The sequence below is a fragment of the Thalassobacter sp. genome (genome assembly GCF_982993085.1).
Genome location: NZ_CEZFMW010000060.1, coordinates 1 through 21644 on the forward strand (window position 1 = coordinate 1; position 21644 = coordinate 21644).

At 59.4% G+C, this 21644-nt stretch carries 17 protein-coding genes; 10 read left to right on the forward strand and 7 right to left on the reverse strand.

Annotated features, from left to right (window positions below):
- Positions 1-524: DUF4167 domain-containing protein (locus AC4GMC_RS10685; protein WP_487879365.1), on the forward strand; the 524-nt coding region annotated here is incomplete at its 5' end.
- Between the two features lie 435 nt (positions 525-959).
- Here the strand turns inward: AC4GMC_RS10685 and rsmA are convergent.
- The 6 genes from rsmA to lptF are packed head-to-tail and all read right to left on the reverse strand — an operon-like array spanning position 960 to position 8472.
- Entirely contained in the window at positions 960-1802 is an 843-nt protein-coding gene (gene rsmA / locus AC4GMC_RS10690) for a 16S rRNA (adenine(1518)-N(6)/adenine(1519)-N(6))-dimethyltransferase RsmA (protein ID WP_487879364.1), read from the reverse strand.
- Entirely contained in the window at positions 1802-2785 is a 984-nt protein-coding gene (gene pdxA / locus AC4GMC_RS10695; RefSeq protein ID WP_487875983.1) for a 4-hydroxythreonine-4-phosphate dehydrogenase PdxA, read from the reverse strand. The genes rsmA and pdxA overlap by 1 nt, the downstream gene beginning before the upstream one ends.
- A 2-nt stretch (positions 2786-2787) precedes the next feature.
- Positions 2788-4059 carry a peptidylprolyl isomerase gene (locus AC4GMC_RS10700; RefSeq protein ID WP_487875982.1) on the reverse strand — a complete coding sequence of 424 codons (1272 nt, stop codon included), beginning with the start codon at positions 4057-4059 and terminating at the stop codon, positions 2788-2790.
- Between the two features lie 14 nt (positions 4060-4073).
- The gene (locus AC4GMC_RS10705) at positions 4074-6242 is read right to left on the reverse strand and encodes an LPS-assembly protein LptD (protein WP_487875981.1); all 2169 of its coding nucleotides are present in this window, start codon (positions 6240-6242) and stop codon (positions 4074-4076) included.
- The gene (lptG, locus tag AC4GMC_RS10710; protein WP_487875980.1) at positions 6242-7354 is read right to left on the reverse strand and encodes an LPS export ABC transporter permease LptG; all 1113 of its coding nucleotides are present in this window, start codon (positions 7352-7354) and stop codon (positions 6242-6244) included. The genes AC4GMC_RS10705 and lptG overlap by 1 nt, the downstream gene beginning before the upstream one ends.
- A complete protein-coding gene (lptF, locus tag AC4GMC_RS10715; protein ID WP_487875979.1) occupies positions 7351-8472 on the reverse strand; it encodes an LPS export ABC transporter permease LptF in 1122 nt (373 codons plus the stop codon). The genes lptG and lptF overlap by 4 nt, the downstream gene beginning before the upstream one ends.
- Before the next feature lie 150 nt (positions 8473-8622).
- Between lptF and AC4GMC_RS10720 the strand changes: the two genes are divergently transcribed.
- Positions 8623-10113 (forward strand): leucyl aminopeptidase, encoded by a 1491-nt coding sequence (locus tag AC4GMC_RS10720; protein ID WP_487875978.1) that lies wholly within the window; start codon positions 8623-8625, stop codon positions 10111-10113.
- A gap of 10 nt (positions 10114-10123) precedes the next feature.
- Positions 10124-10591 carry a DNA polymerase III subunit chi gene (locus AC4GMC_RS10725; protein WP_487875977.1) on the forward strand — a complete coding sequence of 156 codons (468 nt, stop codon included), beginning with the start codon at positions 10124-10126 and terminating at the stop codon, positions 10589-10591.
- A gap of 26 nt (positions 10592-10617) precedes the next feature.
- Here the strand turns inward: AC4GMC_RS10725 and AC4GMC_RS10730 are convergent, their stop codons facing one another.
- A complete protein-coding gene (locus AC4GMC_RS10730; RefSeq protein ID WP_487875976.1) occupies positions 10618-12336 on the reverse strand; it encodes a serine protease in 1719 nt (572 codons plus the stop codon).
- 243 nt (positions 12337-12579) lie between these two features.
- Between AC4GMC_RS10730 and AC4GMC_RS10735 the strand changes: the two genes are divergently transcribed.
- The 7 genes from AC4GMC_RS10735 to folP form a co-directional block, all read left to right on the forward strand.
- Positions 12580-13524 (forward strand): glycine--tRNA ligase subunit alpha, encoded by a 945-nt coding sequence (locus tag AC4GMC_RS10735; protein WP_487875975.1) that lies wholly within the window; start codon positions 12580-12582, stop codon positions 13522-13524.
- A 19-nt stretch (positions 13525-13543) separates the two neighbouring features.
- Positions 13544-14053, forward strand: coding sequence for a DUF6446 family protein (locus tag AC4GMC_RS10740; protein WP_487875974.1), 510 nt, complete (start codon positions 13544-13546; stop codon positions 14051-14053).
- On the forward strand, positions 14053-16110 hold the full coding sequence (gene glyS, locus AC4GMC_RS10745; RefSeq protein ID WP_487875973.1) for a glycine--tRNA ligase subunit beta: 2058 nt from the start codon (positions 14053-14055) through the stop codon (positions 16108-16110). Before AC4GMC_RS10740 ends, glyS begins: the two co-directional genes overlap by 1 nt.
- Before the next feature lie 137 nt (positions 16111-16247).
- Entirely contained in the window at positions 16248-18788 is a 2541-nt protein-coding gene (locus tag AC4GMC_RS10750) for a putative PEP-binding protein (protein ID WP_487875972.1), read from the forward strand.
- Between the two features lie 194 nt (positions 18789-18982).
- Positions 18983-19642, forward strand: a complete 660-nt coding sequence (locus tag AC4GMC_RS10755) for a cell wall hydrolase (protein ID WP_487875971.1) — start codon at positions 18983-18985, stop codon at positions 19640-19642.
- A 119-nt stretch (positions 19643-19761) separates the two neighbouring features.
- Positions 19762-20688, forward strand: a complete 927-nt coding sequence (locus tag AC4GMC_RS10760) for a dihydroneopterin aldolase (RefSeq protein WP_487875970.1) — start codon at positions 19762-19764, stop codon at positions 20686-20688.
- Between the two features lie 3 nt (positions 20689-20691).
- The coding region (gene folP, locus AC4GMC_RS10765) for a dihydropteroate synthase (protein WP_488052034.1) at positions 20692-21644 on the forward strand (953 nt) is incomplete at its 3' end.

Here is a 21644-nt window from a genome sequence, read left to right on the forward strand (position 1 = left end):
ACAGCTCAGGTCCCGAGGGCAAGGTGCGTGGCACCCCTCAGCAGATCATCGAAAAATACAACCAGCTTGCGCGCGATGCGCAACTGTCTGGTGACCGTGTTGCGTTGGAAAACTTCCAACAACACGCCGAGCACTATACCCGTTTGTTGGCAACTGCTCAGCGGGAACAAGACGCCCGCCGTGAGGCCCAAGAGGCCCAGCAACAACAGCAACAGAACCGCTCTGATCGTAACCAAGATCGCAATCAGGACCGGGATCGCCAGCAAGATCGCGGCAATCACCGTCATCAGCAACAGCCCGAAACGGCACCTCATGTCGAGGACCCGGCCACTGCCGCTCAGCCCGAAGTGATGGAAGCAGACGCTCCCGTCACCTTGGTTGAGACGCCAGAGACCAAGGTTGATGCGCCCCCCAAAGCAGCGCGGAAACCACGGCCACGTGCACGTGCAAAGGCCCCGAAAGAGGGCGCCGAGGCTGCACCTGAGCCGAAGTCCGAAAGCCCCGAGACGCCTGCCGCCGAATAAGTGCAGGTCGTTAAGGCTCGTGAGTGTTGGCTGAATACTCAGTCTTTTGTGACATCAAAAACTCTGCCTGCGCGTAAAGCGCGCGGGCTTTTGAGCCCGATTGGTCGGGTTATGTGCAACGAACATAGGGCAGGGCCAGCGCGGGCCATGCATGATTTCTTTACCGCCCTCTGCCAATTCGCCGTCCTGCTACAACGCGCTTTGTGCCCCAATTGGAGCAAGGCGGCCGTGCACAAGTTGCGTTAACCCATGCCGCAAAACGGTCCGAGAAATTCCAAAAGCTACGAAGGCTGCCATCTGCGACTGATCTAGTCGGGCGCAGGGTGAGGATTATCAACCGGCAGACGCGCTTCAGCTCGGTGAAGGCCAAAGCCAATTGAGTGGTATGCTGACAGAACCCGCGAGAGACGTTCTGTTGACGAGATCACTTGCCGACTATGAGGCTGCGACTGCGCGGGCGAGGGCGCAAAATCCCTCTAGCGGCACCTGTTCTGCCCGGTCCGTGGGTTTGAGACCCGCAGTGATCAACCGATCTTCGATATCCGGTGCGATGCCCTTCAATGCCGATCGCAGCATTTTGCGTCGCTGGTTAAACCCCGCCGCGACCACGCGGTTCAGCACTGCCGCATCCGCCTCAAAACGCGCTTTGGGCAGCGCCGTAAGGTGCACGACAGCCGAGGACACTTTGGGCGGCGGTGTAAAAGCCTCAGGCGGCAGGTGCAGCGCGATATGCGCATCGGCCCGCCACTGTGCAAGGAGCGCAAGGCGCCCATAGGCCTTGGATCCGGGTGCTGCCACGATCCGCTCGGCCACTTCTTTTTGGAACATCAGTGTCATAGACGTCCACACAGGCGGCCATTCCGCCGGGGTCAACCAACGCACCAGCAATTCGGTGCCTACGTTGTAGGGCAGATTTGCGGCAATTCGGATCGGTGGCGTTAGATGCGCCAATGCATTCACGTCGAGAGCATCGCCTTCGATAACCTCTAATTGGCCGGGGTAGGCGGCCGAAATCTCGGCCAAGGCCGGCAGGCAGCGGGGGTCTTTTTCCACGGCCAGTACGCGACGTGCGCCTTCGGCCAACAACCCGCGGGTCAATCCCCCGGGGCCAGGGCCGACCTCCAGAATGTCAGAGCCGCTTAAATCGCCTGCCACTCGTGCAATCCGTGCCGTTAGGTTGAGGTCCAATAGGAAGTTTTGTCCAAGCGATTTGCGCGCGCTCAACCCGTGGGTTGCGATGACATCGCGCAGCGGTGGGAGGGGATCAATTTGTGCCATTACGCGACCTTTGCTGCGGCGCGACGGGCCACCATTTGTGCGGCCATATCAATTGCGGCGGCCATGGACGTTGGGTTGGCGATGCCTTTGCCCGCGATATCAAATGCGGTGCCGTGATCGGGTGAAGTACGAATGAATGGTAGGCCCAATGTGACGTTCACGCCCCTGTCGAAATCGAGCGTCTTGATCGGGATCAGGGCTTGGTCGTGATACATGCACACGGCGGCGTCATATCCCTGCCGGGCGCGGGCATGAAACATCGTATCGGCAGAACTGGGCCCCGTAAGTGCCAAACCGTCAGCGCGCAATCGATCCACAAGGTCCGTGATCCATTCCAACTCTTCGCGGCCCATCGTCCCACCTTCGCCTGCGTGGGGGTTTAGGCCAGCAATCGCGATCCGTGGGGCCGCGATACCAAAGTCTGAGGTGAGGCCTGCGGCTGTGGTGCGGATCACCTGTTCCAACAGATCGGGTGTCAAAGCGGCGGGGACCTCTGACAGGGCGATGTGGATCGTTGCGGGCACGACCCGCAACGCGTCAGATGCCAGCATCATTACGACATCGACGTCGCCGCCCAGGCTGGCCAAGTATTCTGTATGGCCGGGATAGGCAAAGCCCGCGCCGTCTTGTAGCGCTTTTTTGTGGATGGGTCCCGTGACAACCGCGCTGGCAGCACCGCTTTGTGCCAACTCAACAGCCCGGGCAATGGCAGAGACCACACCGGGGGCTTGGGACGCTTGCGGGGTGCCGGGCGTGGCGGGGCCGGGGATGTCGTGCACCAGAACTGGCAAGCCTTTGGCCATAGCAGCATAGGTGCCCGCAGGTGCATCGATCGGCACAACGGGCACGCCGAACCCCTCAAAATGCTCAGGGTTACCAATTGCAAATCGAGGGGCGCCGTCGGGCGCGTAGCTTCGGGCAATGATCTCGGGGCCGATCCCTGCGGGTTCACCGCAACTGACCGCGAGAGGGGGCATTGTCATGCTCATCCCTGTGGCCGAGCAATCACCGCGTCTGCGCGCAATTCGTCCAAGAACCCATTCGCATAAGAGACAAGCCGCTGTTGGCGCAGTTGCCCTCTGATCTGGTCCCGTGCGCCTTCTGCAATCTCAGAGGACCTGCCGCAGAGCATGATGAACCGCAGGTCATTCGCAGTGCTCAGCATGGTCGAAACCTCATGGGTGTCTAGCTTCGCAAGCTCCAGCGCCAGCTCCTGCGACAGTTCGCTTTGCAGGACCGATTGCCGTGTGACGGGGCTGGACAGGTCTTGGCCATAGAGATCTTCGCAGGTGTCCACACTGTCGCGGAGATCTTGTGCTACCGATACCGCTGCTTCGGTACGGCCACCGGGGATCAACACTTCGGCGTATTCGACAGCCAGCGTTTCGGGTGCCGTTGCGCTTAGTTCTTCTAGATCACGCAACAGGAACAACGCAATAAATGGCCCAAGGTTGATGGGGGCGCTGACTTCGCCGGGAGCAAGGGTCAGGACTTGACCCACAACTTGCGGCGGCAGGTTGCCCAGCGGGACCCAATCGAGCCGACCGCCGCGTTGTGCCGTAGGCGCGGCCGAATACCGCTGGGCCGCGGCGGCAAATGCAGCGGGGCTGTTGATTGTATCGGACAGGCGGTTGGCCAGCGCCTCGTTTTCTTCTGTCAGCTCAGGTGTCAGTGGCAGAGCGATTTCGGATAGTAAAATGCGCGCCGATCCTCGCTCATTGGCAAGTGCGAGGGCGCGGTCGACTTCGGCTTCGGTTATCTGTGCGCGGGGACCAAAGCGTTGCTGCACCAAGCTGCGCCACAGCGCACCATTGCGCACGAAATCGCGCAAGGTTTCGGCGGCGACGCCCTCTTGGCCGAGGGCCGCGATCAAGGCATCCGGCTCTAGGTTCGTGCGCGTGGAAAATTCTGCAATTCTGGCTTCAAGCTCTTCGGGAGAGAGCGTGACACCTGCGGAGCGGGCGGCTTGCAGTTGCAGAGCTTCATCGATCAGCGCTTCGGTGATCGCCTCTTGGCTCACCCCGGGAGAGCGCAAGAGGGTCAGAAACAAGACGCGCTGTTGCACCTGAAAGTTGGTCACGACAGCCCCGTTTACGGTGGCAGCCGCCGCGAAGGGGTTCGCGCTTTGCGCCATTGTGTTTGAGGTGGTCAGGCCAAGCGCGCCAACAGTCAATCCGCCCGCCAAAAGAGCACAACGCGTCCCCGCCCAAAGACCCCGTTGGGCGCGTCGCATAAATCCAGCCAGCGATGATGTCATTGCTTTCGTCCTCATCAGAATGTGCAGCTGCGGCGTTGCCCGCGACTGCCCTCATTACCTGCGCCAAATCCAGTCAGCTTAAATGTTAATCCGACGGTCGTTGTCGGGCGCAGGGTCGTTGTCGTCGTAAAGCGTCTTGAGACGTCGAAGTCCACCCGAACGCAATGCGAATGGTAGGTCAACCCAACACCCGCTGTACTTGCGTCATTGGTTCTAAAGTCATATCGCCAGTCGACTTGGCCCGTCCAGTCACGTACCAAGGCAAAATTGGCATTTAGCGACCACTCCGATGTGTCCAAGAGCCGCCCCGCCGCCGCATCTGCCTCAAGCCAAGTGAAGCCCGACAGGATAGAGTAGCGGTCGTCAGTATACCGGAGCAGCGTTTCGGAGCGGGCAAAGGACAGTTGATCGTCAAACAATGCGCGGTGGGCCAATTGCAACCGGTTTTGCACGTCTAGTGATACGGCCGCCAGCCAGTCGGAGGATGAGCCATCCAGCCCGGTGCCCGCATTAAATTGGTTTTGGTCCGCATCCCGCACCACACGTCCGAGCGTCAGCCCAAGGTTCCAACCCGCCGGATCAACGCGGGTATAGTTGACGCCGATATTCAGCCGATTGCCGGTTTCTCGGACATCACGGCCCGCAAAACGGGACGTTGAAAACAGATTGCCTTCGTCAAAGTCGACGGTTTGGCTGTCTTCGTTCGGAGCGTCCTTTTGAGTGTCGCGGGTAAAGACGGCCTGAACGATCGGTTCTAACAGGTGTTGTACGCCGCTGGTCGTGACCTTTGCCATTGGCATGCGGGCCTCAAACGTGAGGATGGGTGTTACGCGGGCGACGGTCTCATCCGAAAAGGTCAGAGGATCTTGGAAGATTTGGTAGTGATCGAGGCTGCCCTCAGCATGAAGCCTCGTCACGAGACCGCTCCTCCAAAGCCAAGACCGCTCCCACTCGGCACTGAGACCGACGCGCGCTAGGTCCCGCGACAAGGTGATAACGGGGTCGTCTGCTCGGCGATAGTGTCCTTGTAGCTCTGCACCCACCGTCGCGATTCCGCCTATTATATCTGGTCCAAAGCGCCGTGTTATGCTGGCGGAAGCTAAAACTGTGGGAAGTAAGCGATTAGCCTCGGTTTCTCGGAGCGATTGAAATGAGATGATCTCTGCTTGGTGGATTTGCTTGCGATCTATTCGCGCTATGGCGAGGCGGCTGGTTAGCCGATCCAAGCCTGAGATGCCGTATGTCACAAGGTAATCTGGGTCGGAGGTCGTCTCGATATCGAACGTTAACGTATAATCTTGCGCTACATCGAAGGTTCCTTCGGCAAACACATAGCCGCGGTAGGCTTCGGAGGTAAGGCCATCAAACGTCAGCGCCCCGTTTACCTCAATGGAACCGTTTACAAAGGCTTGACGGTAACGGCCTTCCAGAGTTTCGGTGCCGCCGGTCGATACATATGGCGTCAATGTCAGATCGCGGCTTTCATCAATGACATAAAAGTAAGGGATTTTAATTCCGGCACCTAGTTGATCGTTCGAGCTTAGCTCAGGCGCAAGAAACCCACTAGAGCGTTCAAGTGTTGGGTCGGGCAAACGGATTTGCGGCAAATAAATTACCGGCACGCCCAGCACGCGCAGTTGAGCTTGTTCGAAATACAATTGGCGCTCTTGCGTGTCGTGGATGACCCGCTTGGAACGAATTTGCCAAAGCGGCACAGGATTTTCCGCGCAGATGGTGCAAGATGATGCGACCGTTTGATAGGCCTGCACAAACCGTCCGTCGCTAGAGCGAGAAATTTCAGTCGCGGCGATTTGCAATTGCTCATCCAGAACCAATCGAGCCCCGCGCAACAGCCCGCTTTGCAGGTCGGACGATAGCTCTGCGAAGTCGGCAAATATCACCGTAGTTTCGTCATCGCGCAGCGTGATTGGACCGTTGATCGACAGGCTGTCGTCTGTTCGGTCATAGCGAATTTCGTCGGCCTTTAACTGGATGCCGTCGTAGAAGACCTCCACGTTGCCTTTGGCCATAAGCGTGCCTGTCTCGCCCACGAAATCGATAGCATCTGCGATCAGTAGCGCGGGGGGCGACGTTTCCTGTGCCGTTGCGGAGCCAAGGCTCAGAATGACGGCAAGTGCGGTCGCGGCAAGTGGGGATTTCAGGCGGGACATAGGCCGGGGCATTACCCTTCCTCTCTATGCAAAAGGACGCCGAGGCCGACGCAAATAGCCGCCAATGGGGGGGCCCAAGCTGCGATTTGAACGGATAGTTGGCCGTTTTCCCCCAAGACTTGCGCAAAGGACCGCAGAAAGAAAATGCCAAAGCCGACAATAAGCGCGACGAGCACCATTTTACCCACACCGCCTGCGCGGGCGTGACCCATGGAAAAACCGGCTCCGATCAAGACCATGGCCATCAGCATGACAGGCGATGTCAGTTCCATCGCCAGCCAAACCCTGTGTTGCAGGCCCGAAAAACCTGCCGCGTTAAGTTGGTTGATAAAGCTGGGCAATTCATAGATCGGGATCGCCGAGGGCACGCCAAAGCTGTCGCGGATTTGTGCCTGTGTGAGGGTCGATGGCAGGTTGAGTTTCGGATGCAGCGATGCGTCACGCTCGGGGTTGCGGCTGCTGTCCAATGGCCAGCTTTTCGCGTTTTGGAGGCGCCATTCTGATCCATCCGGTGCCACAGGGGCAAGCCGCGCCCGGGATGCATCGATACGCGCAATCATCGATCCTTGGGGGTCAAATTGCAGGAATGTTGCATCGAACAACACTGTACCGTCCAAGGATGACCGCGCCGCGCGGATGACAGTCTGGCCTGTACCGTCGCCTTGCCGCAACCAGACACCTTTGGGCGACAATGACAGAAAAGAAGAAACACCGCTGCGCAGGCGGTCTGAGACGCGCTCATACTCCGATTGGGTGGCCGCGACGATCGGATTCAACACGCCAAGTCCAAACATGCCCAGCATGAAGGCCCCGCCTATGGGGGCGACCAATGCAGACATGCCAGACCGACCCGAGGCCCGGATCGCCACCAATTCGGATGATCGTGCGAGACTGACCAAAAGGGCCAGCGTCGACAGGATCACGATAAGGGGCAGGATCTGATACAGGGCCGCTGGAAGGTTCAGCGATGCGAGGCGAAAGCCGTCCCGCAACCCGCCGCTGTCTTGGTCCAAACGACGGACCTGTTCCATCAGATCAATGGGGAACAGAAGTGCCACAAAGACCAAGGTCACAAGGCCAACAGTCGCAAAGAACCGACGCAGAAGGTACAAGTTGAGGGTCATGCCGCCACCCCTCGGATGAATTTGCGTGGTGCATATGCGTTCCAAGATAGAGCGAGTGCGGCCATCACCATCGTAAGAGCCGCAGGCAGATACGTCAGTGGCCACAGGTCTGCACTGCCGCGCACGGTGTTCTCAACCACATTAGAGGTGAGCTTCAGCAAAATTGCCAAGAAAACGGCCGCGAGGATTTGACGCCAAAGGCCCAGCCGCGAAAAGCTGCCCAGCATCAGTAGCGCAATGGCCAAAACCGGCAGGGCGGCCGCGAAAATCGGCTCTGCAAAGCGGTTGTGTCCCTCAAACAGATAAACCCCCCGCTTGACCCCGTCGCGGCTCAAATCTGTCGCCTCGGCCCGCAGCAAAGCGCCCGTATCTAGTGAGCGTGGATCTTTGCGCGGGCTTGCCGGGCCGCCAACAAGACCTGCAAGGTCATAGGTGAAGTCTGCAAATGACACGACCGTCAGGCTGCGCGTTTCCGTGTGCAGGGTCTGGGCGGAACCTTCGAACATCACCAGTCGAGGGCTATCACCTGCACGCAGCAAAACACCACGTTCCGCCGTGTAGGTCGTGCGTGCTGCCGCGTCCCTGCGATCTTGGAGGAACACGCCCCGCAACTCACCCTGCTCAGTGATCTCTCGGACGTAGACGGTGATGCCAGTGCCGGGGTGCAAAAACTCGCCGTCTTTTAGGAAACGGCCTGTGATGTCACGCGACAGTTCTTGGTTTTGTTCAACCAGCATTGTGCGGGATACGGGCACTAACAGATGAGCCAGAAGTGACAACAGCACTGCCACGCACAGGCCAAAATACACAACCGGTCGCGCCATGGTCCAAGGGCTTAGCCCGGTGGTTTGGGCCACGACCAACTCGCTTTCGCCGCTGAGGCGGTTCACACCGTAAAGCGTCGCTACCAGCGCCGATATGGGCAGCACCGTCAAAATCACGGATGGCAAGGTCAGCAACGTCAGTTCCAGAAACAGCGAGACGTTTGATCCGCCCGCAATCAGCCGATCAAACAGACTGACAGCGCGATTGACCCAATAGACCGCCACAAGGATCAGGCTAAAAAAGCCAAAAACCATCAAGAGATGCGACAGGATGTATCTGTCGAAAGTACGCATACTGTCCCTAGTGCCCCGCCGTGCCTCGTGCTTGGGTCTTTTTAGTCGCTTTGGCCGCCCGGTGCGAGTGTAAACTGGTCATTGCCCATGCAGAGGGCTAGGTTGCCGCACAACGCCCACGTAATGGGTTGAGAACAGGGAAGACATACTATGACCGTGCCGATGCAAATTCATTTCAAACACACCGATCTGGAAGGCCTTGCGGCCGTTGAGGGCAAGATCGCGATCTTTGTTCCCGACGAGGGCACCCTGTCGCCAGAGGCACGTCGTTTGAACCGGGTGACCAAAGGCGCTGTCGCGCGGGCAGTTGAAAGCAAGGCGTTTGAAAAAGCAAAAGCTGGCAAAGGCATTGAGATCGGGTACCCAGCGGGCATCGCCGCTGAAGCGATCATGGTGATGAAGCTGGCCCGTCGTCCCGAAGCGGCTGAGGCCCGCGACGCCGGTGCCGCCTTGGCCAAGTTCAAGGGGCGGGGCGCGTTGTTGGTGCTGGGCAGCAGCCAGCGCCGTGCGGCCGACGTGTCGCTAGGTTTGGCGCTGCGTGCCTATGAATTTGACGCGCACATGGTCGAGAAGGCCGACGACACCCCGCGCCAAGACACCGTGTTCATGCACAACAAACCCGAGGAACTCGCCGCCGAGGCCAACCCCCTTGCGGCCATCGCTGAGGGCGTGTTTTTCACCCGTGATCTGGTCAATGAACCCGCCAACGTGCTGACGACCGATGATTTCGCTGCCCGACTTGCCGCAATGCAGGAGCTGGGGCTTGAGGTTGAAATTCTCGAAGAGGCGGATCTGGAAAAGCTGGGCATGCGCGCTCTTTTGGGCGTGGGGCAGGGCTCGCGGAGCGCGTCCAAAGTGGTCGTGATGCATTGGAACGGCGCACGTGGCACCGAGAGAGCAAATGAGCCTCCCTTTGCATTGATCGGCAAAGGCGTCGTGTTCGACACCGGCGGCATTTCGCTTAAACCTGCCGGCGGCATGGAAGACATGACCATGGATATGGGCGGCGCGGGCGTCGTTGCAGGCGTGATGCGTACATTGGCCCTGCGCAAAGCCAAAGCCAATGTTGTGGGCATTGTCGGGTTGGTTGAAAACATGCCCGATGGCAATGCTCAGCGTCCGGGTGATGTCGTCCGCTCCATGAAGGGTGATACGATTGAGGTCATCAACACGGACGCCGAAGGCCGGCTCGTGCTGTGCGACGTGATGTGGTATGCGCAAGAGCGTTTCAAACCCTCGGGCATGATTGATCTGGCGACGCTGACGGGGGCTATTATCATTGGCCTAGGCCATGAAAACGCTGGCGTGTTTTCCAACAGTGACACGCTGTCGAATGACTTTCTGGCAGCGGCCAAGGAAACCGGCGAAGGCGCATGGCGTCTGCCACTGTCGCCCGCCTACGACAAGCTGCTCAAATCCCGTGTGGCAGACATGAAAAACGTTGGTGGCCGCGCGGCAGGATCGATCACTGCGGCGCAATTCCTCAAACGGTTCGTCAAGGATGAAACGCCTTGGATTCACCTCGATATCGCGGGTGTGGCCTCGGTGTCGTCCGAGACAGCCTTGGCCCCTGCGGGTGCGACGGGCTGGGGGGTGCGCGCGCTTGATCAGCTGATCGCTGACAAATACGAGGCCAAGTAGCGCACGACCAATGGGAGAGGCGTATTTCTACCACCTGACGCGGCAACCTCTTGAGGTCACGGCTGCCACTCTGCTCGGCAAAGCGCTTGGGGCAGGGTGGCGCGTGGCATTGCGTGGCCGCAATGCGGAGCGTCTGAAGGCGCTGGACGTCAAGCTGTGGCATGGCGCGCGGGACGGCTTTCTGCCCCACGGGCTTGCGGGCGGGGACCACGATGCCCGCCAACCGATCCTACTGACCGCTGATATGACGGCCGCCAATGATCCGCAGTGCGTCATGGCGGTAGATGGGGCTGAGGTCGCACCGGAGGAGGTGCGGTCGCTCTCACGGGTGATGATCTTGTTCGATGGCACAGATGGTGAGGCCGTGGCCCGCGCTCGAACACAGTGGAAAGCTTTGACAGATGCGGGTGCTGCTGCACGCTATTGGTCCGAGGAAAGTGGCCGCTGGGAAGAAAAAGCGTCAAAGAACACGGATTAGGCCGCCCCTAGTTGGGCCGCCGTTTATTATTCCCAGCAACTGACCAAGACGGTCATGTCGGCGGCGCGCGCGGTCAAATCCTGTGACGCGAGGGTTTCTGTCGCTGAGGAAACCGTAGGGGACACCCCTTGCGACAGGAGCGTCACTGTGATGTCGCCTGCTTTGCGGGCAAAGGCCACGTCCTGCGGCAAGGTGCGGGTGGCTGTCGTATCTGCCAGCAATACCCCCGTGACCGCGCCTGTTTCATCGAAAACTGGCCCACCCGTGTCGCCGGGTTGTGCGACCATGCTCAGCCGCAACAACGCCTCATCACCCGTTAAACCGCGCAGGTCCTCAAGTGTGCCGAAGGTCAGGCTGGCAGCCCCTAGGATACCCTCGTAGGGAAAGCCCGCGACGGAAACCGTGCTGCGCAACCGGCCCGGCGTGCGTGCAAAAGCGGCCACGGCGACGGGAGCTAAACGCTCTTGTGGGGCGAGCAGGGCGATGGTGTCATCCGCAAAGATCACGTCAGCAGGGTGCTGTTGGTTGATCGTCAGGCGTCCGCACCCATTAGCCATCTCGGCTGATGTCAGCACGCGGCCAGAGGTGTCCACAAAGAAACCGGAGCGGGATTTTATGGGACGCCGAATATCAAGACCCGATACAAGATCAACGTCTTGCTGCGCTGCATCAAACCCTTGGGCGGGGTCCATCGCGGGGCCGATGGAGCGCAGGCTTGCCTCCATCTTGGGTAGGACGCGGGCAATGGTTTCGGCCTGCTCTGGGGGCCAGATCAGCATAAAGCCATGCACATGGCCGTCGCGCAGACGCACATGTGTCTCGGAGGTCAGGGTGGGGCTTTCACCGCGCAGGATAAACCCATCGCGGCCCTTGGAACGTGGGCCGTTTGGCGGCACCACATCAAGAGTTTGCAGAATGTCATAAAGCCCGCTGACCGTGCCGCGATCACCGGCTTGACTGATCAAGACCATGCGCACACCGCTGCCATCTCGGGCCTCAAAGTGGGCAAAAGGGGCCTCATAGCGGTCAAATTGGACAAGCCCGAGCGGGGCCTCGATCTGGACGCCTGCGATGTCGTCGCGCAGGACCTCAAGCCCAAGTGTCGCCAGTGCCTTGCCGTACTGCTGTAGCAATTGGCTGCGTTGCGCGGTGGTCAAAATGCCGGTGGGCTCTTGGCCCTGATCATTCTGCCACAATTGCATGGATCGGCGCGTACCGGGGCCAAAGGCACCATCAATCGCGGCCGTGTAGAACCCGAACCACTGAAGCGCAGTTTGCAGGTCCTCGCGTTGTGGGCGGGTCAATAACCGCTCGGAGGCACGGGCCTCAGCCACTGTTTCGTCTGTTGCAGAGGGCGCGATGGCCGGAGCCGTGAGCCGAGGCGTCACAACTTGCGCCTGTTGGCTGCCAACGGTGCCGATTTCGGGCCAGAACTGTGCACCGAACCCACGACCGTCTGCGATAAAACTGTCACGGGGGATTAGCCCGTTGGCGCGCAACTGGCGCAACGTTGTCTGGGCGGTGGCCGCGTCGAAGGGGCCCAGTGCCAGCGAATACCAACCGGAGGGGGCGGCAAAACCGTTCAGATCGGGAACAAGCGCGCCATAGGCTTGAGCGCGATCTTGGGCCTCTGACAAAGTTGGGTGGCTTTCTATTTGCACCCAAGTGCTTTGTTGCGCGAAGGCGGTCGGGGCGAAAAAGCCCATGGAAATCACAATAAATACGTTCAAAAGGCGGCGTGTCATACTGTCTCCGTCGCGGGTATGCCTTAGCGCGTGTCGCGGTTGGCATGGCGCGTGTTGGCGTGGTTGGGGCTTTGTGCCAAAGCGCGCGGCGCAGTGCAATGCTTAGGCGCTTGGGCCAAAGGGTTACATACAGCGGCTGCGTCTTTCGGGTCGCATCCGCGCGTTGATTGACCCCCCTGACGGAACCGCCTATGCAAGCGCCGAACGCCGGTGCCCCCGCACCAAACGCTACGGAGCACCGCTATGTCCGCATCCCCCACGCCCACGACCCCACGCTCGTTCCAGGAGATTATCCTGCGCCTGCAAGAGTATTGGGCGTCAAAAGGCTGCGCTGTCTTGCAACCCTACGATATGGAGGTCGGCGCGGGCACATTTCACCCCGCCACGACCCTGCGCGCCCTCGGCAGCAAGCCATGGGCTGCGGCCTATGTGCAGCCATCGCGCCGCCCGACTGATGGCCGCTACGGCGACAGCCCGAACCGGTTGCAGCATTATTACCAATACCAAGTGATCATCAAACCTTCACCGCCCGACCTGCAGGGGCTGTATCTTGGTTCGCTTCGGGCGATTGGGATTGATATGGATTTGCACGACATCCGCTTTGTTGAGGATGATTGGGAAAGCCCCACTCTGGGTGCATGGGGCCTCGGGTGGGAGGTCTGGTGCGATGGGATGGAAGTCTCGCAGTTCACGTATTTTCAACAGGTTGGCGGGCATGACTGCCAACCCGTCTCGGGTGAGCTGACGTATGGTCTTGAGCGTCTTGCGATGTACGTTCTGGGCGTGGATCACGTGATGGACATGCCGTTTAACGCGCCCGACGCGCTGATCCCGCTAAGCTATGGGGATGTGTTCCGCGAGGCAGAGGCACAATACGCGCGCTGGAACTTTGATGTGGCCAATACCGAGGCGCTGTTGCAGCACTTCGTCGATGCTGAGGCTGAATGTGCGGCAATCCTCGCGCTGCCTGCAGAGGACCCAAAAACAGGACGCCGGATCGTGATGGCGCAGCCTGCGTATGATCAATGCATCAAGGCCAGCCACATTTTTAACCTGCTGGACGCGCGCGGTGTGATCTCGGTCACGGAACGTCAAGCGTATATCGGACGTGTGCGTGCCCTTGCAAAGGCCTGCGCGGATGCCTTCGTTCAGACGCAAGCAGGCGGCTGGCAGCCGCAGGAGGCCTGAGGTTTTGGGGAAATTTGTTGTGACGCTGTTACTTGGGACCGCATTGGCCGCTGGCGTGGGGATTTGGTACGCAAATCACTCTGCTTATTGGGCGCCAATGGAAAACGTCACCTTGCGGGCCACACCGGTCGGGGGCGCGGCGCCTGAACCATTTGGTGTTTCGGACGTGACGGCGATCCGCTCTGCCTCATCACCGTTGGGGTTTCGGGCGTGTTTTACCACGACTTCATCGCCCGCTTTCATGAGCGAACGCTTCGAAGTGCTTGAGGATGCGGCGCCCACTGTGCCGCCCTCATGGTTTGAGTGTTTTGATGCACCCGAAATCGGTGAGGCGCTGACCAATGGCGGGGCGCTTGCGTTTCTGGGCCAAGAAAACATCGCCTACGGCGTGAACCGCGTGATTGCCGTGCTGCCTGATGGGCGCGGCTTTGCGTGGCATGAACTGAACAATTGCGGGAAGAAGGCCTATGATGGCTCTCCCGTTGGTGACGCGTGCCCTGATCGCGCGACCTTTAAGGGAGACTTCTGATGCCCGATCTGTTGCTGGAGCTGTTCTCCGAGGAAATTCCTGCCCGCATGCAGGCCCGTGCCGCCGCTGATCTGCAAAAACGCGTGACCGACGGTTTGGTCGAAGCCGGTTTGACATACGCTGGTGCTGTGGCCCATGTGACGCCGCGCCGTTTGGTTTTGTCGGTCAACGGCCTGACCGCAGAAAGCCCAAACACCCGCGAAGAGCGCAAAGGCCCGCGGGTTGATGCGCCCGAAAAGGCACTTGAGGGGTTTTTGCGGTCTACCGGTCTTGAGAAAGACCAACTGGAAGCGCGGGACGACAAAAAAGGGCAGGTGTGGTTCGCGGTCATCGAAAAGCCGGGGCGCCCGTCGGCTGAGATTATCGCTGAACTGATCCCCGATGTGGTGCGCAATTTTCCATGGCCGAAATCCATGCGGTGGGGCACGGGCAGCCTGCGCTGGGTCCGGCCATTGCACACAATCTTGTGTATTCTGACCGATGAAGTGGGCGCAGAGGTTGTGCCGTTTTCGGTCGATACGATCACCTCGGGCAACACAACGCGCGGCCACCGCTTCATGGCGCCAGATGCATTCTCTGTCACGTCATTTGAGGATTACGCCGCCAAGCTGAAACGCGCCCATGTGGTCCTAGAGGCCGCTGAACGCGCTGATGCCATATGGCACGACGCCACGAACCAAGCCTTTGCAGCGGGGCTAGAGGTGGTAGACGACAAGGGCCTTCTGGCTGAGGTCGCGGGCCTTGTGGAGTGGCCTGTCGTCTTAATGGGTGAGATCGCAGAAGACTTCCTCGATTTGCCACCTGAAGTGCTGCAAACCTCGATGAAAGAGCACCAAAAGTTTTTCTCGGTGCGCAACGGCGCGACAGGGCGGATTGAGCGGTTTGTCACCGTGGCCAACCGTGCGACGTCAGACAATGGGGCGACCATTCTTGCGGGTAATGCAAAGGTGCTATCGGCGCGGTTGGCCGATGCAAAGTTCTTTTGGGAGAACGACCTGCGCGTGGCAACGTCCGACATTAACACCTGGGTGCAATCCCTTGATAATGTGACATTCCACAACAAGCTGGGCAGTCAGTTGGAACGGATTGAGCGGATCAAGACGCTGGCCGCAGAAATTGCGCCCTCCGTCGGAGCAGACGCCGAGTTAGCTGCGATTGCCGCGGGTGTGGCCAAGGCCGACCTCAGTTCCGAAATGGTCTATGAGTTTCCTGAGCTTCAGGGCTTAATGGGCCGTTATTACGCAACCCACGCAGGCCTGCCTGCGGAGGTCGCGGCTGTGTGCGAGGAACACTACGCCCCGCTCGGACCGTCGGATGATGTGCCGACTGCCGCTGTTTCTGTCGCGGTTGCGCTGGCGGACAAGATCGACTTGTTGACCGGATTTTGGGCCATCGATGAAAAGCCGACAGGGTCAAAAGACCCGTTTGCACTGCGCCGGGCAGCCCTTGGGGTGATCCGGTTGGTACTGGAAAATGGCGCGCGTTTGAACCTGTCAGAGGTTTTGGCCAAAGGGTATCCGGGCGCGGATACCGCTGATCTGATGGGCTTTATCTATGATCGACTAAAAGTGTACTTGCGCGATCAGGGTATCCGTCACGATGTGATTGACGCCTGTCTTGCGATGCCGGGTGCTGATGATCTGGCGTTGTTGGTGGCACGGGCCCGGGCGTTGAATGACGTGTTGGCGACTGAGGATGGTGGAAATCTTGTCCAAGGCTTTAAGAGAGCGTCAAACATTTTGAGTCAAGCTGAGGCGGCTGATGGGGTGGAATACTCCTTCGGCGCGGATGTGAAGTTTGCTGAGATGGACGAAGAAAAGGCCCTTTTTGCGGCGCTGAAGACGGCAGAAGGGGCGATCTCTCCGGCCATCGAGGCCGAAGATTTCGCGGGCGCAATGGGCGCCATGGCGCAGCTGCGCGGTCCGGTTGATGCGTTCTTTGATGCGGTGCAGGTGAATGCAGAGAGTGAGATCCTGCGGCGCAACAGGCTGAACCTGTTGTCGCAGATCCGAACGATTTGCAGCCAAGTCGCGGATTTGACCAAGCTGACCGGTTAGCGTGTTGGCTATCGCATTGGGTCTCTCTTTGTGGCTGCGACGCGCAACTGCATGACAAGAATACATGCATCATGAAGGTGATGCTTGTATGACCGGCGCAGCGCCTTATGCTGCAGATGCACCATGAGAGTGGCAACATGCTTGAGAGCCCTGATTTCACCGAAGTGACCACAACTGCGGACATCCGCAAACAACGTCATGGCAACCGCGCAAAGTGTTTGCAGCGGCTCGTGCGTCTGGGGCTTCCGGTTCCGCAGACCGTCGCGCTTTCGTTTGAAACGGTGCGCAACATTGCCAATGGGCAAATGCCTGATCTGACGTCGCTTTTGGGCGTGTTTGATGCGGACCCGCTTCTGATTTCGGTGCGGTCTTCCAGTGAGGCCGCTGATTGGGGCGGGCCGGGCACGATCCTGAACATCGGTATGAATGACGCAACCCACGCGCTGCTGTCGGATCGACTGGGGCGCGAGCGTGCCGATAAGCTGTATTTGCGGTTCATTCGCGCCTTTGCCATTGAGGTGATGCGCCTTGATGATGCACCATTTCTAGACGCGCAGACCCCCGCTGCGGCCATGGCGGAATATGCCGCAGAAATGGACGACGCCTTTCCGCAAGACCCAACTGTTCAGCTCAGCGAAGTCTTGCGATCTATGGCGCGCGCGTGGGAAGGGACGTCGGCACGGCTATTGCGCCAAGCCCAGGGTGCGCCTGCGGATGCGGGGCTGGGTCTTGTGGTGCAACGCATGGCGCTGGGGCTGGCACCGGGCCAGTCCGGGGCGGGCGTGATCCAATTTGTCAGCTCTGTTACGGGTGAGCCGCAGGTCACAGGCCGTTATTTGGGTCAAGCTTTGGGGCGCGAGGCTCTGGAGAGCAACGCAAAGGCGCTTTACCTCACCAATGATCCGCGCGGTCCCTCGCTTGAGGAGTTGTTACCAGAGGTTTACGCAGAACTGGTTGCGGCAGGCGCGTTAATGCGGCGCAAGCTACGGGCCGAGATGCAAGCCGAATTCACCATCGAAGAGGGGCGTCTGGCTATCCTCGATGCGGTTCGGGTCAAGCGCGTTGCGCGTGCAAATTTGAACATCGTGACCCGCCTCGCGCGTGACGGCATCATAAGCCGCCAAGAGGCCATGATGCGTGTAGAACCGCAGGAATTGTCGCAACTGTTGCACCGTCAGGTCGATCCAGCCGCGACGGTAACGGTTCTCGCCAAGGGGATCGCGGCGGCACCCGGGGCGGCGTTCGGCAAAATCGTATTTGATGCAGCCGCAGCCCAAGCGGCTCTCTCACGCGATGAACCCTGTATCCTCGTGCGTCGAGAAACTTCGCCTGAGGATGTACGGGGCATGCATGCCGCCGACGCAATTTTGACAGAGCGGGGGGGGATGACCTCTCATGCGGCAGTGATTGCGCGGGGCCTTGGCGTGCCCTGTGTTTCTGGCGCGACAGGTGTCAAAGTCGACCACGACGCCAAGAAGATCGTTCTGCCCGATGGCAGCACCCTGCATGATGGCGATATCCTGACGGTTGATGGTAGCAGCGGTCGGGTTCTGAGCGGGGCTGCCCCAATGGTGGAGCCCGCGCTCGATGGTGCCTTTGGAGAGCTGATGACGTGGGCGGATGACCTGCGGGACATTGGTATCCGTGCTAACGCAGATACGCCCGCAGACGCCGCCTTGGCCCGCACCTTTGGTGTGGACGGGATCGGACTATGCCGCACTGAGCATATGTTTTTTGAGCCCGGCCGCCTGACCGTGATGCGCGAGATGATCTTTGCAGAAGACCCGGGCGACCGGGCGGCAGCGCTGGAGCGGCTGTTGCCGATGCAGCGTGCCGATTTCATTGAGTTGTTTACCATCATGCAGGGCGCGCCTGTGTGTATTCGGCTACTGGATCCACCGCTTCATGAGTTTTTGCCCAGCAACAAAGAGGGCATGCGCGCGATGGCTGAGGCTCTAGATATCCCGCTAAGCCGGGTACGCGCACATATCGAATCGCTCAATGAGTATAACCCAATGCTGGGTATGCGCGGGGTCCGCCTCGGCGTGGCGATCCCTGAGATTTATGAAATGCAGGCCCGGGCCATCTTTGAGGCCGCTGTCGAAGTGGGCCGAAATGGTACGCCGGTCGTGCCCGAGATCATGATTCCTCTGGTCAGTGCTCAGCGTGAGGTGGAGCTGGTAAAGCGCCGGGTAGATGCGCTTGCAGCATCTGTTCGGGGTGAAAGCGGCGCGGAGTTCGATTTCCGCCTTGGGGTAATGGTCGAAACACCGCGGGCTGCACTGCGCGCCGGTGAAATCGCGGAGAACTCTGCGTTTTTGTCATTTGGCACAAACGACCTGACCCAAATGACCTATGGCCTCTCGCGGGATGATGCGGGTCGGTTTATGTCAGCGTACGTCAATGAGGGCGTCTATCCTGAGGATCCGTTTCAGACGCTTGATCTGGATGGTGTGGGGGAGCTGTTGTTGCTTGGGGCGGAGCGCGGGCGCGCGGCACGTCCCGACGTGGTGCTGTCACTTTGTGGCGAACACGGTGGCCATCCTGAGTCCATCGAATTTTGCCGCAGAGCCGGGTTTGACTATGTCTCTTGCTCTCCATTTCGGGTGCCAGTTGCAAAATTAGCCGCCGCTCAGGCGCGGATTCGCCATGAGGCAGGCCCCGACCGGGACTCCTGACGTCAAAATCTGCGTCAACAATCAATGCAAATTGATCTGACTTGCCCCATTCCCGCCATCTATTAACGCTGATTTGTTGCGTTTCTGCCACAAGCCGCACATCAACGTTTCCGAGCGTATAGGGGGATCGTTCACATTTCGGTAAGGACAACGCTGGAATGCCTGGGGCATCCGACTGGATGGGATGTAGTTGTATGAAGATGTTTGTTGTGTCGGCGGTTATCGCCGTGATTTTGGGTGGCGTGGCGCAAGCCGATATTCGGTTGAGCACCTCGAACGCGTCCCCGGAGACTGTTGGGATACAGCTCTCGAGCCTTATGGAAACTGAGCGAGAGGCACTGTTTTCGACCAGCGCACGCCGTATGCAGTCGATTGCACGGCCCTACGTGGCGCCGCGCGCGGACGCTCCTAAGCCTGTTTTCGACCGGAACGATTTGGATGCGATGCCTAAGGCGACCGGTGGTGAGCAATGGCAATGCCTGACCGAAGCGCTTTACTTCGAAGCACGGGGCGAAAAGCTCAAGGGTCAGTTTGCGGTCGCTGAGGTGATCTTGAACCGGGTCGATATGCCGAACTATCCCGATAGTGTGTGCGGTGTGATCAACCAAGGCACCGGCAAACGCCATGCCTGTCAGTTCAGCTATACTTGCGATGGGCGTCCCGAGCGTATCAATGACCGCCAATCGTGGGAACGTGTGGGCAAAGTCGCGCGCATCATGTTGGACGGTGCGCCGCGTACCTTGACGGATGAAGCGTCGCACTATCACACCACGGCCGTGAACCCTCGCTGGGCCCGCGTTTACCCGCGCACCACGCGTATCGGCACACATATTTTTTATCGTCAGCAATACTGATCCGCTGACCTTGCGTGTGGCGTCGATCCTGACGCTTATTTCGCCGGAACTGAGCCTTTTCAGCGGGCGATCCTTGTGGCACCTAAGGGCCGATTGATCCGCGCAAGGAAGGGCGAAAAATGTCAGACGAGACACGGTTGGCTTTTGCCCACCCCTCTGAGCGTGCGGCCGCGACCGCTTCCAATAGCGATCCGCTCGATCGAATTTCGCTGCGCGACCATATCCGCGAAGTTGAAATTGGTGCCTTTCAGGCCGAACGTGGATTGCGCCAACGCATTAGCTGCAATGTCGTGGTTGAAGTTGTTCCCATGGGGGATCACCTGGACGACGATGTCGACCGCATCCTTAGCTACGATACGCTGATCGAAGCCATTGACTATGAGCTCAAGGCCGAGCGTCTGAATTTACTTGAAACGCTGTGCGCCCGTGTGGCCGAACGAATATTGCATGACCCCCGTGCGGCCCGCGTGTTTGTGCGGATAGAAAAACTAGATCGCGGGCCATTTGCCCTTGGGGTCGAGGTCGTGCGCAGCCAGACCCGCGCGCCCGTGCGTATCGTTGAGCCCGATGCCGTTGTGCATCCGCAGGTCATTTACCTCTCAAACGAGGCCATCCACGATCCACGACTGTCGGAGTTTGTCGATACACTGGTTGGGGTTCCGACTATCCTGTGCGTCGGTCCGGGGCAAACTCAGGCCCCCCAAGTTGCCCAACCACAGGCACAACGGCGCGTAGATCTTTTGGCGATTGAACAAAATGCGTGGATGCTTGCGGCCCGCGATGCCCGGTGCGTGGTGGTTGATAGCCGGACGGAGCTGGATTGGGGCCTCAAGAACGACCAAGTTTCGGTCTGGGCACCGTCACGCATTGTGCTGGATGCAACCGATGCGCCCGACGGGGCCGACCCGCTGGTTTTGGCGGACTACTGCGCAAAGATGTTTGAGGCAACTCGGAGCGTATTTATTGGTGCCTCAGGTGCGGACGTCTCCGACACTGCCGAGATCGCCGTGAGCCTTGTCGATGTGCTTGATCAGCCAGCATCCTAAGCCATGACAACCGAATACTATCAGCCAATCCTGACCCGTGACCCTGGTAACCTCACCCATGCTGTACGCGTGGCTGGTGGCTGGATGTGGTGTGAAACGATCAATGTGTTGCGTCGTGGGCAGGGCCCGGAGCGGATTGCAATACAGGATGCGCCCGGTGATGTGCTCGTGCGCCTGACTGCGGCGCGCGCACCAATTGCCGGTGTGGCCATGGATCGCCCGCGTGTGATGGGTATTCTAAACGTGACGCCGGATAGTTTCTCTGACGGTGGTCAGTTGGTGACGGATGCCGGAGTGCACCTTGATACGGTTCAATCCCGCGCGCGGGCGATGACGCAGGCGGGGGCCGATATTTTGGATATCGGCGGTGAAAGCACGCGGCCCGGTGCCAAAGAAGTCCCGATCCACGAGGAAATTGCCCGTGTGGTTCCCGCGATCGAGGCGCTGCGGGCAGGGAACGTGACACTGCCCATTTCGCTCGACACGCGCAAGGCGGCCGTGGCTGAGGCGGGCTTTGCCGCAGGCGCCACAATCCTGAACGACGTGTCAGGTTTCGCGTTTGATCCTGCGCTAGGCCCTTGGGCGGCACGCCAGCAGGTCCCGACCTGTTTGATGCACGCCCAAGGCACGCCTGAGACGATGCAGGCTAACCCGCAGTACGATGATGCCCTTCTGGATATTTATGACGCGCTGGAAGCGATGGTTGTAAGGGCCGAGGCGCTTGGGCTGGATCGCGCCCAGATCATGGTCGATCCGGGCATTGGTTTTGGCAAAACGCGCGCCCATACGCTGGCGATTTTGCGCGGCCTCAGCCTGTTTCACGGGTTGGGGTGTTCGATCCTGCTTGGCGTATCACGCAAGTCTTTTATTGGCGCGCTGACCGGCACAAACCATGCCGCAGACCGCGATCCCGGCTCTTTGGCGTTGGGCTTGGCGGCAATTGAGCACGGGGTGCA